This window comes from Streptomyces tuirus, from assembly GCF_014701095.1.
GTDB lineage: Bacteria > Actinomycetota > Actinomycetes > Streptomycetales > Streptomycetaceae > Streptomyces > Streptomyces tuirus.
Window position 1 is genome coordinate 4,832,341 of record NZ_AP023439.1, and the last position, 14,722, is coordinate 4,847,062.

Sequence of the window (14,722 nt, forward strand, 5' to 3'; positions counted from 1 at the left end):
CCCTCAACGGCGCTCAATTCTCAACCGCGCTCCTCGTGAAAGCGACCGCCTGCTCCACGATCGCCTCCAGCTGCTCATGATGCGCCCCCCGCCAGTACGCCCGCCCACACGCCGAGCACTGCGCGAACACGTCGTACGTCGCATGCGTCCCGTGCTTCAGCTGATCGGCGACCTCGTCCTTCGTCGCCTCGCGCAGCACCCCGTTGCAGGCCGTGCACCGCGACCACGGCAGCAACTCGGGCCGGAACCGCTCCAGCACGTCACGCAGCTGCTCCTCGGGCCGCGTGCTGTACACGAACGCCCCCGCCCACAGCTCCCGGCGCCGCAGCAGCCCCCGGTCGCGGCTCAGCATCACCCGCTGCTCGGCAGCAGAACGCGCCGCGAGGGCCGGATCGCCGATGTCGGTCGACTCGTACGCCGTGTCCACGCCGAGCAGGCGCAGCCGGCGCGCCAGCGTGCCGAGGTGGACGTCGAGGAGGAAGCGCAGGGGAGCGCCCGGGACCTGCTGGGGGCGCGCGACGGTCCGTACGGTCACCGACTCACCGGCCACCGGGACGTGCGCGAAGGGCACCTCGCGGCCGTCCACGAGCAGCGCGCCGACCTCGGTCAGCGGCACGCCCAGCGACTCGATGACGTGGCCGAGGCTGGAGACGCCGTCGGTGGCGGCCCGCACGGTGCCCGTGCCCTCCGCTCGGGCCCGGGGCACGAAGACATGCAGCTCGGGGGCGAACTCGACCTGGATCTCGGGACCGTTCACCCGGTCAGGATGCCATGGCGCGGGGCGCCTGCCTCAGGGTTTTCCGGCCGGCAGGCCGTGCTCCAGGACATCCAGGGCGCGGTCGACGAGGTCGCGGATGTCGTCGCGGTGGCCGGTCTCGGCCCAGTAGTGGGAGGCCTCCATCAGCCCGCCCATGACGGACATGGCGAAGACGCGCAGTTCCAGGCCGTCGGGGTCGAGTCCGGAGCGCTCCGCCAGGGCGTCGCGCAGCAGCCGGCCGGTGGTCGCGGCGTTCTCCAGCATGCGGGCCCGGACCGCGGGCACCTCGACCCCGAGCCGCGTCCGCAGCCGGGTGACGCCGGGCTCCTCGGCGAGGGCCAGGTCCAGGGCCGTGCGCATCACGTGCCGCAAGGTGTCGGCCCACGGCTCGTCCGCCGGCCGGGCCCGCAGTTCCGCCGTCATCACCGGGTCCCAGGCGTCGGTGACGACGATGTCCTCCTTGGCCGGGAAGTACCGCAGGACGGTCGACGGCGACACCTCGGCGCGGTCGGCGATCTGCTCGATCGTCGTGGCGTCGTAGCCCTGCTCCTCGATCAGTGCGTAGGCCGCGGTGCGGATCGCCCGGCGGGTCTTGATCTTCTTCCGCTCCCGGAGCCCCAGCGGGGGCTCGGCGGCGGGGGTGGTGCGAGGGGCCGTCATGGAAGTCATTGTCGGCCATCGGGGCGGCGCGGACATGCGAGAGGCCACGGCCTCCGGCCGTGGCCCAAGCTGGGGGAGGGGGCTACGCGTGCTGGTACGCCACCAGCGAGATCCCCACGTAGTGCGTGATGAAGGCCGCCAGGGTGAAGGAGTGGAACACCTCGTGGAAGCCGAACCAGCGCGGTGACGGGTTCGGCCGCTTGATCCCGTAGACCACGCCGCCGGCGCTGTAGAGCAGGCCGCCGACGATGACCAGGACGAGGACGGCGATGCCGCCGGTCCGCATGAAGTCGGGCAGGTAGAAGACGGCCGCCCAGCCCATCGCGATGTAGCAGGGTGTGTAGAGCCAGCGCGGGGCGCCGACCCAGAAGACGCGGAAGAGGATGCCGGCCACGGCCGCGGCCCAGATGCCCCACAGCAGCCACTGCCCCTTGGCTCCCGGCAGGAGCAGCATGGTCAGCGGCGTGTACGTGCCCGCGATGATCAGGAAGATGTTGGCGTGGTCCAGCCGCCGCAGGACGCCGTCCATGCGGGGGCTCCAGTTGCCCCGGTGGTACAGGGCGCTCACACCGAACAGCAGGCAGGCCGTCAGGGCGAAGATGCCGCAGGCGATCCGCCCTCTGGAGGAGTCGGCGAGGGCGGTCAGCACCAGGCCCGCGATCAGGGCGGCCGGGAACATGCCGAGGTGCAGCCAGCCGCGCAGTTTCGGCTTCACCGGGTGCGGCAGGGAGAGCGCCTTCGGACCGTGGCCGTCGGCCGCCGAGTCCGTGGGCGCGTCGGGGACGAACGCAGTCATGGCCGAATGGTAGCTACGGAACCGTAAGTCACGTATCAGTGCCGCCGATTGGCCGGTGAAGAGTGGCCATCCTCTCATCATGACCGGTGATGGTCACGCAAACGGACTCCCAGGTGAACGCAACGTGCACGTAAAGAAGCCCCGGGAAACCGTGGCGAGCCTCACGTTGCTCACCTGTGCGCTCCTCTGGACAGATGGGCGCGCACGTCGGATGATCAAATGAGTGCGGTCGGCACCGGATGAGCGCCAAGATCTTCCGTGAAGCATCCGGGTCGCAGCCCCCACGGGGCCTCCACATCACAAAAATCCCTCATTTAGGAGCAATCGTGGCGCGCGACATCGCGGCTCCCACCGTCCCCACCACTCATCAGGGACTGATCTCGTGGGTCAACGAGATCGCAGAACTGACGCAGCCGGACAACGTGGTCTGGTGTGACGGATCCGAGGCCGAGTACGAGCGACTGTGCGGGGAGCTCGTGGAGAAGGGCACCTTCCGAAAACTCGACCCGATCAAGCGCCCCCATTCCTACTACGCCGCCTCCGACCCCACCGACGTCGCCCGCGTGGAGGACCGGACCTTCATCTGCTCCGAGAAGGAGGCGGACGCCGGCCCGACCAACCACTGGAAGGCCCCCGCCGAGATGCGGGAGATCTTCCAGGGCGCCGGCGGCCAGGGCGGCCTGTTCCGCGGCTCGATGCGTGGCCGCACCATGTACGTCGTGCCCTTCTGCATGGGCCCGCTCGGCTCGCCGCTGTCCGCGCTCGGTGTGGAGATCACGGACTCCGCGTACGTCGCCGTCTCGATGCGCACCATGACGCGCATGGGCCAGGCCGTCCTGGACGAGCTCGGCTCCGACGGCTTCTTCGTCAAGGCCGTGCACACCCTGGGCGCCCCGCTGGAGCCCGGCCAGGAGGACGTCCCCTGGCCCTGCAACCAGACGAAGTACATCTCGCACTTCCCCGAGGACCGCGAGATCTGGTCCTACGGCTCCGGCTACGGCGGCAACGCCCTGCTCGGCAAGAAGTGCTACGCCCTGCGCATCGCCTCCGTCATGGCCCGTGACGAGGGCTGGCTCGCCGAGCACATGCTGGTCCTCAAGCTGACCCCGCCGCGCGGCGAGGCCAAGTACGTCGCCGCGGCCTTCCCGAGCGCCTGCGGCAAGACCAACCTCGCCATGCTGGAGCCGACCGTCCCCGGCTGGACGGTCGAGACCATCGGCGACGACATCGCCTGGATGCGCTTCGGCGAGGACGGCCGCCTGTACGCCATCAACCCCGAGGCCGGCTTCTTCGGTGTCGCCCCCGGCACCGGCGAGCACACCAACGCCAACGCGATGAAGACGCTGTGGGGCAACTCCGTCTTCACCAACGTCGCCCTCACCGACGACAACGACATCTGGTGGGAGGGCATGACGGAGGAGACTCCGGCCCACCTGACGGACTGGAAGGGCAACGACTGGACCCCGGAGTCCGGTGTCCCGGCCGCCCACCCCAACGCCCGCTTCACCGTCCCGGCCTCGCAGTGCCCGATCATCGCGCCGGAGTGGGAGGACCCCAAGGGCGTGCCGATCTCGGCGATCCTCTTCGGAGGCCGCCGCGCCACCGCCGTGCCGCTGGTGACGGAGTCCTTCGACTGGAACCACGGCGTGTTCCTCGGCGCCAACGTGGCCTCCGAGAAGACCGCCGCCGCCGAGGGCAAGGTCGGCGAGCTGCGCCGCGACCCGTTCGCGATGCTGCCGTTCTGCGGCTACAACATGGGCGACTACATGGCCCACTGGGTCGACGTGGCCAAGGACAAGGACCAGTCCAAGCTGCCGAAGATCTACTACGTCAACTGGTTCCGCAAGGACGACGAGGGCAAGTTCGTCTGGCCCGGCTTCGGTGAGAACAGCCGCGTCCTGAAGTGGATCGTGCAGCGCCTGGACGGCACGGCCGAGGGCGTCGAGACCCCGATCGGCATCCTGCCGACCAAGGAGGCCCTCGACACCGACGGCCTGGACCTGGCCGAGTCCGACCTGGAGTTCCTGCTCACGGTCGACAAGGAGGTCTGGCGCGAGGAGGCCGCCCTGGTCCCCGAGCACCTCAACACCTTCGGCGACCACACGCCGAAGGAGCTGTGGGACCAGTACCGCGCGCTGGTGCAGCGCCTGGGCTGAGCCCCACCCCCGACTCCGCGGCCGGCCCGAACCGACAGTGCCCTGACCAGCAACATCGTCAAGGCCGGCCGCGGGACACACCGGCGGGACCCGTACAACGGCGTGCGGGGTTCGGGGCCGGTCACCGCGCCCTCCGTCCGCCCCGACGGAAACCAGCGACGACCGGCCCCCTCCCGCCCGCTTCGGCGCGGCCCCCAGGCGGGCTCACGAACGTGCCGATGAATGACCGAGCGCTCCGGCCGACGGCCTACGTCGACCGGGGCGCTCGGGCGTTTTCGGGGTGCGGGTATCGATGCCGGCGTCGGTGTCGGCTTCGGTGAACAGCTCGCACCACACCGTCTTGCGACCCGGCTCCTGCTGCACGCCCCACCGCACGGCCAGCGCGTCGAGCAGGGCCAGTCCGCGGCCCGACTCGGCTTCGGTGCCGACGCCCGCGACCAGGACAGGCAACGCCCCGGGGTCGGGGTCGCTGACACCCAACCGGATCCGCCCGCCTTCCTCGCGCCACACCCGCACCGTGACGGGGACGGTCTCCCCGACGTGCCGGACCACGTTCGTGACGAGCTCGCTCGCGCACAGCTGCACGTCGGTCCCGTACGGGCGCAGCGCCCGCCGCACGCCGGACACCCCGGCCGGGGTCGCGAGCAACTCCAGCGTCGTCACCGGCGGCATCACGCGGCAGCCTGCCGGAGAGCCGCGGCCAGGGCCTGCGCGGTGAGGAGATTGCAGGCACCGAGCGTGATCAGCGGCCGCGCGGGCCGGGAGGCGAGAGCCGGTAGATCGAGTCCGAGGGACGGCAGGGTGATGCCGAGCGCGGCGAGCGCGGCTCGCAACTCCTGGACGCAGGCGTCGGCTTCGGCGGGGCTGTGCATGGGGTTCACACCTTCCAGTGCGCTGTGTGACGAACTGCTCACACTCTGATGCCGACGCCCGTAGCGTGACAGCCCTTCGCTTTCCCGCTCCTGAACTGCGGCTTCGTGGTGAAGGGGCAGGTAGCGGGCGGTAACGGCACACCAAGGACGGTGAACGATGGGTCAGCGCAAGGACATCGACGGTTCGACGGGCGTCCCGACCTTCTACGGCAGTGAGTTGCGCTTCAAGCGGGAGGAGGCGGGCCTCACCCTCCAGCAACTCGTCGAGGGCAGCTTCTACGGCCCGAGCCACCTCAGCGAGATCGAGCGGGGCACGCGCCGGATGCCGGCGGAACTCGCCGAGCACGTGGACAGGATGCTCGGCACGGACGGCTTCTTCAGGCGGCGCTGCGAGGACGTACGACGGGCAAAACGGCGGGGGCACGCGAGCTACTTCGAGCGGGTGCTGGAGGCGGAGCAGCACGCGGAGACCATCGAGGAGTGGTGCCCGACGCTGGTGCCGGGGTTGTTGCAGACGGAGGCGTACGCGCGGGCGGTGGTGCGGGCAACGCACCCACTTGCTCCGGACGATGAGGTAGAGGAGAAGGTCACCGCCCGACTGGCACGAGCTCGCCTCTTCGAGAAGAACCACACGACGCCGGTGTACTGGGCCATCCTCTCCGAGAGCCTGCTCCGCCAGCCGATCGTTCCGCGCGATCAGGCAGCCGAACAGTGGCAGCACATCGCCGGGTTGACCCGACGGCATCGGATGGTTCCCCAGATCCTTCCGTGGAACTGCGGAGCGCACCCTTTCATGCTGGGCACGGCCAAGATCATGACGTTCCCCGATGCACCGCCGCTGGTCTACACGGAGGCCCTGCACAGCGGGGACACCATCGACGATCCGGGCCTCGTTAAGGATTACCGAAGGTCGTACGATCTGCTCAGGGCCGCCGCGCTACCTCGGGAGGCGTCCCTCGCCCTGATCGAGCAAGCGGCTGAGGATGGCGGAGATGGCAAGCAACGCAATTGACTTGAGCACAGCCGTCTGGCGCAAGAGCACCTACAGCAACGGAAGTGGCGGCGACTGCGTGGAGGTAGCCGAAGCCTTCCCCGGCGCCGCCCGCTGGCGCAAAAGCACCTTCAGCAACGGGGACGGCGGCAACTGCCTCGAAGTGTGCGACGCCCACGCCTCCGTCGTCCCCGTCCGTGACTCCAAGGTCCCCCACGGCCCGGTCCTCACCATCACGGCCCCGGCCTGGACGTCCTTCGTCACGTCCCTCAAGTCGCCCGTCACCGGCGTGTGCGGAGGCCCTGCACCAGGCCGATGACGGCCATCAGGCCGCCCATGAGCACATGGTTCTCTTCCCGGGCGCCCAGGATGATGCAAAACAGACCGAATGCGGAGCCGATCACCACGAACAGCGTCAGCTTCATGGCATGACTGAGGTGCTTCATCGGTCCTTTCCCCTCATTAGCTTGATCTACCACCACGCCTCACTGCAGAGCACTTACCACACCCTCGCGAGAGGTGCCCGTCCCCATGCGCGAAGCAGAAGGACGGGCTGCTTTTTACGCTGGAAGTCAATCGATGTTGGTCAAAACGACTCCGATCACTCCCAGGACGATGCCGGCCCAGATGAGAATGGCGAGAATTGATTTCTTGGTCATTGGCATGCGTCCACGGTGCTGAGTCCGTTAGCGATGAGGCCTATCCCGCCTCCGATCGCTGCCACGGATGCAGGCGTGGACAAGCCTCCTGAACCGATGGCAGACGCGATTCCCGCGCCAAGTGCCACTGCACCGCCGAGGAGTTGCAGGCCTGAACCTACACACCCCAACGAGATCATGCCGCTGGGGTCGGTGCGGTTGATGCAATATCCGGCGGCGTACAGGTAGGGGTTGGCCGGCCTCTTGGCCGGAGGGGTCGGGTTGGCTTCGTGCGCTCGGAGTTTCGGGACCGTGGAGTGGAACGCCGGCAAAGCCCCGGCCTCACTTGCATGAGACCGGGGCCAGGGGGCTGTGACCCGAAGTCACCGTTAGATCAGAGACCGTCCGTTCCCCGCTCTGTTCGTGAGTGCTGCCAGCGCATGACGCGAAGAGTGAGGTAGTAGGCCAAAGCCGCCAGGAAGAGCACGCTGACGATGAGGCGCGCCGTTCTCCACGCTGCACCTTCGGTATGCCATGTGGCAGCCACAAGGTTCATGGCCACCGCGACGGTAAAAGCACAGCCCAGCAGTTTGGCCGCGCGTGCGACCTGGTATGAAGGGACGTTCCTCATCATCGTTTCCCGTGAGTCAGCTGGTGATGTCGTCGACCGGGTTGGCGCAGTGGCCTAGGTCCTTGAACTCATCGCTCCACGCGTTGTCGGTGTCCTGCCATGCTTCCTTGGCGTAGCAGCCGACGATGATCGCCCCACCGGCCCGCTGCAGGAGCATCCCGCTCTTGGACTTGACGAAGCGCATCTTCTGACTCGAGGTTCCTGATGCTTCCGGATAGCAAGCCAGGTGTGCGTCGAATGGTTGCGCTGCCGACCTCAGCCCAAGATGGTCAGCGCGATTCCGATCACTCCCAACGCGATGCCGGTCCAGATGAGTGTGACGAGGAGGGAGCGATGGTCCATCCGATCGGGAGGGAGTCTCTTCGGGTCCTTGCCTCTCATTGACTTGACCTGCCACCACGCTTCATGGCATACGTAAGCATTCCGATGCCGATGATCCCGAGCATGCCCAGCGTGATGAGGATTATCTTCCCGGATCCTTCAGTCAGAGATCCTTGGATCAGAGCGGCGACTGACACCACGCCGCTGACAGCGGCGAAGATCTTCAGCTTTCGCTTTTCATCCACTTCTAAACTCCACTCTTTCGACGTACTGTGCCCAGCGGTGGAGGGTGCTGCATTCTGCATTCCCCTCCACCGCAGATGACAAATCGGTGCGGCCGCTCCGGAGACCGTTAGCCGTAGCTGATTATCTCAGCGTTGTTGTAGCCGAGAATCCCTCCGACGGCACAGCTTGTCACCACAGCTCCCGCCGTTCCCCACGGCCCGAAGGTGCTGGCCGCCGTGATGATTCCCGTTTCTGCCGCAGCTCCAATTCCAGCAACGCAGCCCGTGGCAGCTCCCCATATATCGTTAGTGTCCTCGAGGAAGTTGGAAACACTGTCGAGGAACCCGAGTCCGGACGGGTCCACGTTGTTGACAGGATCGCCACCGGTGTACAGGTAGGGGTTGCTTTCCTGCCCCGACGGGTCCGGCTGGGTGAAGCGGCCGAGGGTGGGGTCGTAGTAGCGGTGGCCCATCTTGTAGAGGCCGGTCGGATCCAGGTACGTGCCCGCGTAGCGGTGCGGCTGGGGGACTGCCTCGGTGGTGGTGCCGCGGGGCAGGCCGGTGGGGCCGTAGGCGTAGGTGTGCGTGCGCTTGCCGGTGGCGTCGGTGAGGCCGAGGACGTTGCCCGTGGCGTCGGTGAGGTAGTAGTAGGACTTCCCCCCAGTCGTCATGGAGTTCAAGGTGCCCGCCGGTTCGCGGATGAATCCGGTGTCCACGCCGTTCGTCGTCGTGGAGGCCAGACCCAGTGCGGTGTGGTGGAACCAGGTCGAACCCAGCTTGGTGCGCTCGGAGTTGTCCGTGCCGGCGTGGACCAGGTCGTAGCTCTTGCCGCCCGCCGTGATGCCGGAAAGCTGGCTGTGGTCCGTCCACGTCTCGTTCGTGCGAGCCGTGGCGCTCGCGCCCGCCGTCTCGTTGCCGAGCTTGTCGTAGGACCAGCCGGTGGTGGAGCCGTTCTTGCCGGTCAGCTCGGAGGCGTCGTCGTAGGTGTAGGTCGTGCCGCCGGGGCAGGCGTTCTTGGTGCCGTCCTGGCTGGTGAGGTTGCCGGCCTTGTCCCAGCAGTAGAGCCACGACGCCTTGCGGGCACCCGCGGAGTCGGCTTCCAGTGCGTAGCGCAGGCGGTCCTGAGAGTCGTAGTCGTAGGTGGTCTTGTACTTGGTGAGGTTGTCGGTGCGGGTGCGGATCTTCGTCGTGTCCTTGCCCGCGGAGTTCTTGTAGCCGTAGGTCAGGTCGATCAGCGTGGTCGTGCCCGACGTGGTCCTGACGGCCTCGGGGCGGCCGTTGTCGTCGATCGTCACCGACTGCGTCGTGCCGCCGGGGTAGACGGTCTTGGTGCGCTTGTCGTTGTCGTCGTAGTCGAAGTCGGTCTTCTTGCCGTCCGGGGCGACCAAGTAGTCCAGGCGGCCGGCCTTGTCCCAGGTGTAGTCGGTCTTGCCGGTCGGGTCGATGTAGTGGTCGACCTCGCCGCCCGGGGTGTAGGCCAGCGCCGTCTGGGCGCCGTTCTGCAGGGTGCGGACGCTCTCGCGATTGAGCTTGTCGTAGGTCCAGCCCGTGGTGCCGGAGGCGTCCGTGCGGGTCCTGACATTGCCGTCGCCGTCGTAGGCGTAGGTGACCGTCGCATTGGTGGAGGACACCTTCGTCACGCGGTCACGGTTGTCGTAGACGTAGACGGTCTTGATGCCGCGTCCGTCGGTGACGGTCTCCACCCGGCCGAGCGCGTCGTAGGTGTAGGTCGTAGTGCCCAGCGGGGCGGGCGGTGTCACCTTCTTGAGGTTGCCCTTGGTGTCGTACTCGAAGGAGGTGACCTTGCCGCCCGCGTCCTTGGCGGTGCAGCGCTGGCCCTCGAAGCCGCCGCAGGTCGGGGTGTCCTTGTTGTAGGTGTACTCGCGGGTGCCGCCGGCGGTGCCGGACGTGGTGACCGACATCGTGTTGCCGTTGGTGTCGTACTTGAAGGTGTCCTTGCGGCCGTCCGCGGTGGTGAAGTCGTTGGGCAGATCGGTCCCGGCGATCGTCTGAAACGCCGTCACGGACGCCGTCGCCCCGAGCGGGAGCTTCTGGGAGACGGCGTTGTTGCGGCCGTCCCAGCCGTAGGTGGTGGTGTTGCCGCCGGTGCCGTCCGCTCCCGTGCCCATCGCGTCGATCGCGCTCTGGAGAAGGTGGTTGGTGTACTTGGCGTGGCGGGAGTGGTCCAGGGGGTCGGTGACCTTGGTGACCTCGCCGTCCGCGTTGTGGGCGTACTGCGTCTCGTCGCCCTCGGGGTCGGTGACCGTCGTCGTACCCGCTTCCGACGGGGTGGCGGCCGTGTAGTCGTAGCGCCAGGTCGGACCGATGTGGCCGCCGCTGGTCACCTCGGTGGCACGCTGCATGGAGGTGACGCGGCTGTGGTCGTCGTAGGTGAACAGGGTGACGGTGCCCTCGGGAGTGGTCACCTTGGTCAGACGGCGTGAGGAGTCGTAGGCGTAGGCGGTGGCCTTGCCGTCGGTGTCGGTGACCTTCGCCAGGTTGCCCGCCGGGTCCAGATCGAACACGGCCGTGCGGCCCGTGTGGTCCTTGGCCTGCCACTGACTGGCGTTCGTCTTCACCAGGTCGATCCAGCGGCCCGAGCGGGTCTCGGTCAGCTTGAAGCCCTTGTGCTCGCCGCCCTCGTCGTGCTGGCCGACGGTGATCGTGCCGTCGTTCCTGTCCGTGACCTTGGTCAGCGTGCCGTGCTCGTCGTAGGTGTCCTTGGTGCCGGACTTGCGGTCGGTGAGGGTGTAGGTGCCGTCCGCGTTCTTCTTCAGGTCCTTGGAGTACCCCGTCGGCGTGGTGTAGCCGCCGGTCGACATCTCCTTGAACCGCAGGGCGTCGCCGGTGGCGTCGTAGACGACCACCTCACCGTCGCCGGCCTGGAGGTAGCGCTCGTAGGCCTGCCACCAGCGCTGCGACACCTTCCCCCACGGCGCCTCGAGGGAGTTGTACGTCCGGGTCAGCTGGAGCTTCTGGCCCACACCGGCGATGTCGAAGTCCGTCGCGGCGAGCATCAGGTTGCCGTCGGAGACGTTCACCCGCGTCACGAGTGCGTCGTTCAAGCGTGTGTCGATGATCCGGTGCCAGGGCACCTCGCCCTGGCCCTCCGGAACGAACGGGATGGCCTCGGCAGCGGCTTCCGCACGTTCGGCGCCGGCCTTGCCACCGGTACGGGCCTGCTGCGCCGCCCGCCAAGCGGCGACCTCGGCCGACGGCTTGGCCTCCGCCTGCGATTCCGGTGCCCTGACCGACCCGGCCGGAGTCGCCGGAGCCTCCACCTTCGTCGGCCGGGTCCACGGACTCTCCGGCTCCGGTAACTCCGGCTTCGGCGTCGCCGCCAGTCCCGGTGCCGCCGAGAGCACCACGGCGGCGGTCGTGATCGCGGACAGAAGGACGGTTCTATGTGTTCTTCGGGCACGCCACAGCGACGTGCTTCCCGCACGTGAATGCATCAGCTTCCCCCACGGAAGTCAGACAGAACGCGTGACCCATACGGTCACCTCGGCCACACAAGCTGTCACAAGAAGCACACAAGTCGACGCGGCGTGCCCCCGAACGCCTGTTGTATTCGGGTCGGAATGAGCCCTGCCGGTTCATCACGTCAAATCAGGGTGATACTGCCTCAACTGCCCTGTGACGTGGGCGGAATACGCGGTTCTGTCCTCACTTGCGAGGGGCACGTTGACCGAAACCCGTGAGCCACCGCCGCGTCGTCACCGCCCTCGTAGGCGTGACCGATTCGGGCGCGGGTACTGGATGGCCCTCACGAAGGGGTTGATGGCGCCCGGTCCGCGCGTCGCTGCGGGTGCGCGCGGACCGGGGCCGTGTGGGGGAGCCTCGAAGGGCTCAGTGGGACGCCAGGGCGCGCGGCTCCAGCGCCGCGGTGTGGGCGTCCATCCGCTCGGCGGCCAGGATCGCCGCTGCCGTGTCGGCCCGGGAGGCGGCGACGACCAGCGCCCGGCCCGCCAGGGCGTGCGCCCGCCGGTGCAGGGCCGCGAGGCCGGCCTCGCGACGGCCGCTCATCGGTGCACGGACCGGGGTGCGTCCCCCGCGCAGCCGGCCCACCTGCTCCGCGAGCCGCTCCGCGGCCGTGTCCAGGTCGGCCGAGGCCTGCGTCGCACGCAGCTCGTCCGTGACGGCGAGCAGGGCGGCGAGATGGCCGGCGAGCTGGATGTCCAGCTCTTCCTCGCGGGAACGGTGGGGGAAGTCCGGGTTGGGGCCGTCCACCGTGCTGTGGACCGACTTGGTGCGGATCGGTTCGTACATGGGAAGGCCTCCTGAGTTCTTACAGGAAGCCATCCTAGCTTAGATTTCGTCTAAAGTTGAGTTGTTCACAAAACAGGACTGCCTGCACACAAAGCGTGAGCAGGCAGTCGGGGTGCGTCGGGGGTGCGCGGTCAGGGCTGGCTGTAGCCGTCCAGGAAGTGCCCGATCCGCCCCATCGCATCGGTCAGGTCGCCGACCGTCGGCAGGGTGACCACCCGGAAGTGATCCGGCTCCGGCCAGTTGAAGCCCGTGCCCTGGACGACCATGATCTTCTCGCGCCGGAGCAGGTCCAGGACCATCCGGCGGTCGTCCTTGATCTTGAAGACCTTGGGGTCGAGACGCGGGAAGAGGTACAGCGCGCCCTTGGGCTTCACGCAGGACACCCCGGGGATCTGGGTCAGCAGCTCGTACGCCGTGTCCCGCTGCTCCCGCAGCCGCCCGCCCGGCAGCACCAGGTCGTTGATCGTCTGCCGCCCGCTGAGCGCCGCGACGACTCCGTGCTGTCCGGGCATGTTCGCGCACAGGCGCATGTTCGCCAGGATCGTCAGGCCCTCGATGTAGGAGTCGGCGTGGGCGCGCGGCCCGGAGATCGACATCCAGCCGACCCGGTAGCCGGCCACCCGGTAGGCCTTCGACATGCCGTTGAAGGTGAGGGTGAGCAGGTCCGGGGCGACGGAGGCGGTCGGGGTGTGCGTGGCGTCGTCGTAGAGGATCTTGTCGTAGATCTCGTCGGAGCAGACGAGCAGGTTGTGGCGGCGGGCGATGTCGGTCAGCCCCTTGATCATCGCCTCGTCGTAGACGGCCCCGGTCGGGTTGTTCGGGTTGATGATCACGAGCGCCTTGGTGCGGTCGGTGACCTTGCGCTCGATGTCGGCGAGGTCCGGCATCCAGTCGGCCTGCTCGTCGCAGCGGTAGTGCACGGCGGTGCCGCCGGACAGGGAGACGGCTGCGGTCCACAGCGGGTAGTCGGGCGCGGGCACGAGGACCTCGTCGCCGTCGTCCAGCAGGCCCTGCATCGCCATCACGATCAGCTCGGAGACGCCGTTGCCGATGAAGACGTGCTCGACGTCCGTCTCGATGCCGAGCGTCTGGTTGTGCATCACGACGGCCCGGCGCGCGGCCAGCAGGCCCTTGGCGTCGCCGTAGCCGTGCGCCGACGACACGTTCCGGAGGACGTCCTCCAGGATCTCCGGCGGGCACTCGAAACCGAACGCGGCCGGATTGCCGGTGTTCAGCTTGAGGATGCGGTGCCCTGCTGCTTCCAGGCGCATCGCCTCCTCGAGAACCGGGCCCCGGATCTCGTAACAGACATTGGCGAGCTTGGTCGACTGGATCACCTGCATGCTGGGAGCTTACGGCCCGGTAATGCCTCTCGGGCCGTGTTTTCCGCCACGTGAGACGCGGGGATTTGGGGCGATATCGCCGACTGCTGTCCCACCAGCACCTTCGGTCCCTAGAATGCGCCGCCATGTCCAAGCCATTCGAATACGCCGACGGAGTGAGCGGTCCCGAGCCGCAGGACGCGCCGAAGGTGTACCTGCCGCAGGCCGCCGAGCCCCCCGCCTACGACGCGTACGCGGATCCGGCGGCGGCGCACGGCTGGCAGGACGTGTACGACACGGCGGGCAGCGGCGGTGCCGGGTATCCGGGCGGCGTGGACGGCACGGGCGGCACCCGCCCCGGTGTCAACGCCACGCGCGCGTACCCCGGCGGCGTGCAACCCGCCGGTGCGGGCGGCGCCGGTGACACCCGTGAGCTGCCCGCGGTGCCGGAGCGGGGCCGGGCCGGTGGGGGGCACCGAGCCCGGCGCAAGCCGGCTCCCCCGCTCGCGCGCCGCGTGGCGGTCGCCGCCGGTGCCGTCGGTGCGGTGTCGGTGATCGCCCTGATCGCCGGGTTCTCCCTCTCGGGTTCGCCTTCCGGTGGGACGCGGGGCGGCGAGGGCGGCCGTACGGGGCCGACGGCGGGGGAGTCGCCGACGGCGGAGAGTGTGACGTCGGGTCCGGCCAGGGCCTCCGACGCTCCACTCGTCGCCGGACCGGTCGAATCCGACCAGCCGTCCGCCGAGGCCTCCGCGTCGCCGTCCTCCGAGGCGAGCCGGACGCCGTCCGCGTCCGTCACGGACAGCGCGCCGCCCCCGGCCCCCGGCCCCACGAGCAGTGCCCCGGTGGACTCCGCTCCCACCGCCTCCACTTCGGCACCCGGCAGGTCCGGACAGAAGCCCGGACGCGGCCCCGGCGGCACCAAGGACCCCAAGTGACCGGACCGTAGCGGCGGTTGAGTAGGGTCGGGGCGGAACCCGGGATTCCGGATGTGGAACAGGTTCTTGTGCCGCCCCCCTTGTGACGATCACAATGCACATGACAAAAGTGCGGGCGGCCGGAAGATTTCCGGTCGCCTCCGTCGCAAG

Annotated in this window: 15 protein-coding genes; 4 read left to right on the plus strand and 11 right to left on the minus strand. The window is 68.5% G+C overall.

Annotated features, from left to right (window positions below; all coding sequences use genetic code 11):
- Positions 1-13 precede the first annotated feature (13 nt).
- The 3 genes from IGS69_RS22345 to trhA all read right to left on the minus strand — a co-directional run bounded on the left by IGS69_RS22345 (position 14) and on the right by trhA (position 2,213).
- Positions 14-757 (minus strand): Mut7-C RNAse domain-containing protein, encoded by a 744-nt coding sequence (locus IGS69_RS22345; protein ID WP_190902311.1) that lies wholly within the window; start codon positions 755-757, stop codon positions 14-16.
- A 33-nt stretch (positions 758-790) separates the two neighbouring features.
- Complete coding sequence (locus IGS69_RS22350) at positions 791-1,417, minus strand: TetR/AcrR family transcriptional regulator (RefSeq protein ID WP_385863553.1); 627 nt, start codon at positions 1,415-1,417, stop codon at positions 791-793.
- Positions 1,418-1,499: 82 nt separating this feature from the next.
- The gene (gene trhA / locus IGS69_RS22355; RefSeq protein ID WP_190902313.1) at positions 1,500-2,213 is read right to left on the minus strand and encodes a PAQR family membrane homeostasis protein TrhA; all 714 of its coding nucleotides are present in this window, start codon (positions 2,211-2,213) and stop codon (positions 1,500-1,502) included.
- Positions 2,214-2,539: 326 nt separating this feature from the next.
- On the opposite strand from trhA, the gene IGS69_RS22360 reads away from it, so the two are divergent.
- Positions 2,540-4,369, plus strand: coding sequence for a phosphoenolpyruvate carboxykinase (GTP) (locus IGS69_RS22360; protein WP_190902314.1), 1,830 nt, complete (start codon positions 2,540-2,542; stop codon positions 4,367-4,369).
- A 204-nt stretch (positions 4,370-4,573) separates the two neighbouring features.
- Here the strand turns inward: IGS69_RS22360 and IGS69_RS22365 are convergent, their stop codons facing one another.
- Together IGS69_RS22365 and IGS69_RS22370 are read right to left on the minus strand one after the other, a co-directional pair.
- Positions 4,574-5,041: an ATP-binding protein gene (locus tag IGS69_RS22365; RefSeq protein ID WP_190902315.1), complete on the minus strand. Its 468-nt coding sequence runs from the start codon at positions 5,039-5,041 to the stop codon at positions 4,574-4,576.
- A complete protein-coding gene (locus tag IGS69_RS22370; protein ID WP_190902316.1) occupies positions 5,041-5,241 on the minus strand; it encodes a hypothetical protein in 201 nt (66 codons plus the stop codon). Before IGS69_RS22370 ends, IGS69_RS22365 begins: the two co-directional genes overlap by 1 nt.
- Positions 5,242-5,398: 157 nt before the next feature.
- On the opposite strand from IGS69_RS22370, the gene IGS69_RS22375 reads away from it, so the two are divergent.
- Together IGS69_RS22375 and IGS69_RS22380 are read left to right on the plus strand one after the other, a co-directional pair.
- Complete coding sequence (locus IGS69_RS22375; protein ID WP_190902317.1) at positions 5,399-6,253, plus strand: helix-turn-helix domain-containing protein; 855 nt, start codon at positions 5,399-5,401, stop codon at positions 6,251-6,253.
- Positions 6,234-6,551 carry a DUF397 domain-containing protein gene (locus tag IGS69_RS22380; RefSeq protein ID WP_190902318.1) on the plus strand — a complete coding sequence of 106 codons (318 nt, stop codon included), beginning with the start codon at positions 6,234-6,236 and terminating at the stop codon, positions 6,549-6,551. The genes IGS69_RS22375 and IGS69_RS22380 overlap by 20 nt, the downstream gene beginning before the upstream one ends.
- Here the strand turns inward: IGS69_RS22380 and IGS69_RS22385 are convergent.
- From IGS69_RS22385 to IGS69_RS22410, 6 genes are all read right to left on the minus strand, one after another.
- A complete protein-coding gene (locus IGS69_RS22385; RefSeq protein ID WP_190902319.1) occupies positions 6,514-6,657 on the minus strand; it encodes a hypothetical protein in 144 nt (47 codons plus the stop codon). The genes IGS69_RS22380 and IGS69_RS22385 overlap by 38 nt on opposite strands.
- A gap of 860 nt (positions 6,658-7,517) precedes the next feature.
- A complete protein-coding gene (locus IGS69_RS22390) occupies positions 7,518-7,685 on the minus strand; it encodes a hypothetical protein (RefSeq protein ID WP_190902320.1) in 168 nt (55 codons plus the stop codon).
- 193 nt (positions 7,686-7,878) lie between these two features.
- The gene (locus tag IGS69_RS22395) at positions 7,879-8,067 is read right to left on the minus strand and encodes a hypothetical protein (protein WP_190902321.1); all 189 of its coding nucleotides are present in this window, start codon (positions 8,065-8,067) and stop codon (positions 7,879-7,881) included.
- Between the two features lie 107 nt (positions 8,068-8,174).
- Positions 8,175-11,414: an RHS repeat-associated core domain-containing protein gene (locus IGS69_RS22400; RefSeq protein WP_232543614.1), complete on the minus strand. Its 3,240-nt coding sequence runs from the start codon at positions 11,412-11,414 to the stop codon at positions 8,175-8,177.
- Positions 11,415-11,895: 481 nt separating this feature from the next.
- Positions 11,896-12,315: an SCO4983 family protein gene (locus tag IGS69_RS22405; protein ID WP_190902322.1), complete on the minus strand. Its 420-nt coding sequence runs from the start codon at positions 12,313-12,315 to the stop codon at positions 11,896-11,898.
- A gap of 131 nt (positions 12,316-12,446) precedes the next feature.
- Positions 12,447-13,658 (minus strand): pyridoxal phosphate-dependent aminotransferase, encoded by a 1,212-nt coding sequence (locus tag IGS69_RS22410; RefSeq protein WP_190902323.1) that lies wholly within the window; start codon positions 13,656-13,658, stop codon positions 12,447-12,449.
- A 125-nt stretch (positions 13,659-13,783) separates the two neighbouring features.
- Here IGS69_RS22410 and IGS69_RS22415 point away from each other — a divergent pair, with 125 nt between their 5' ends.
- Entirely contained in the window at positions 13,784-14,572 is a 789-nt protein-coding gene (locus IGS69_RS22415; protein WP_190902324.1) for a hypothetical protein, read from the plus strand.
- Positions 14,573-14,722: the final 150 nt, after the last annotated feature.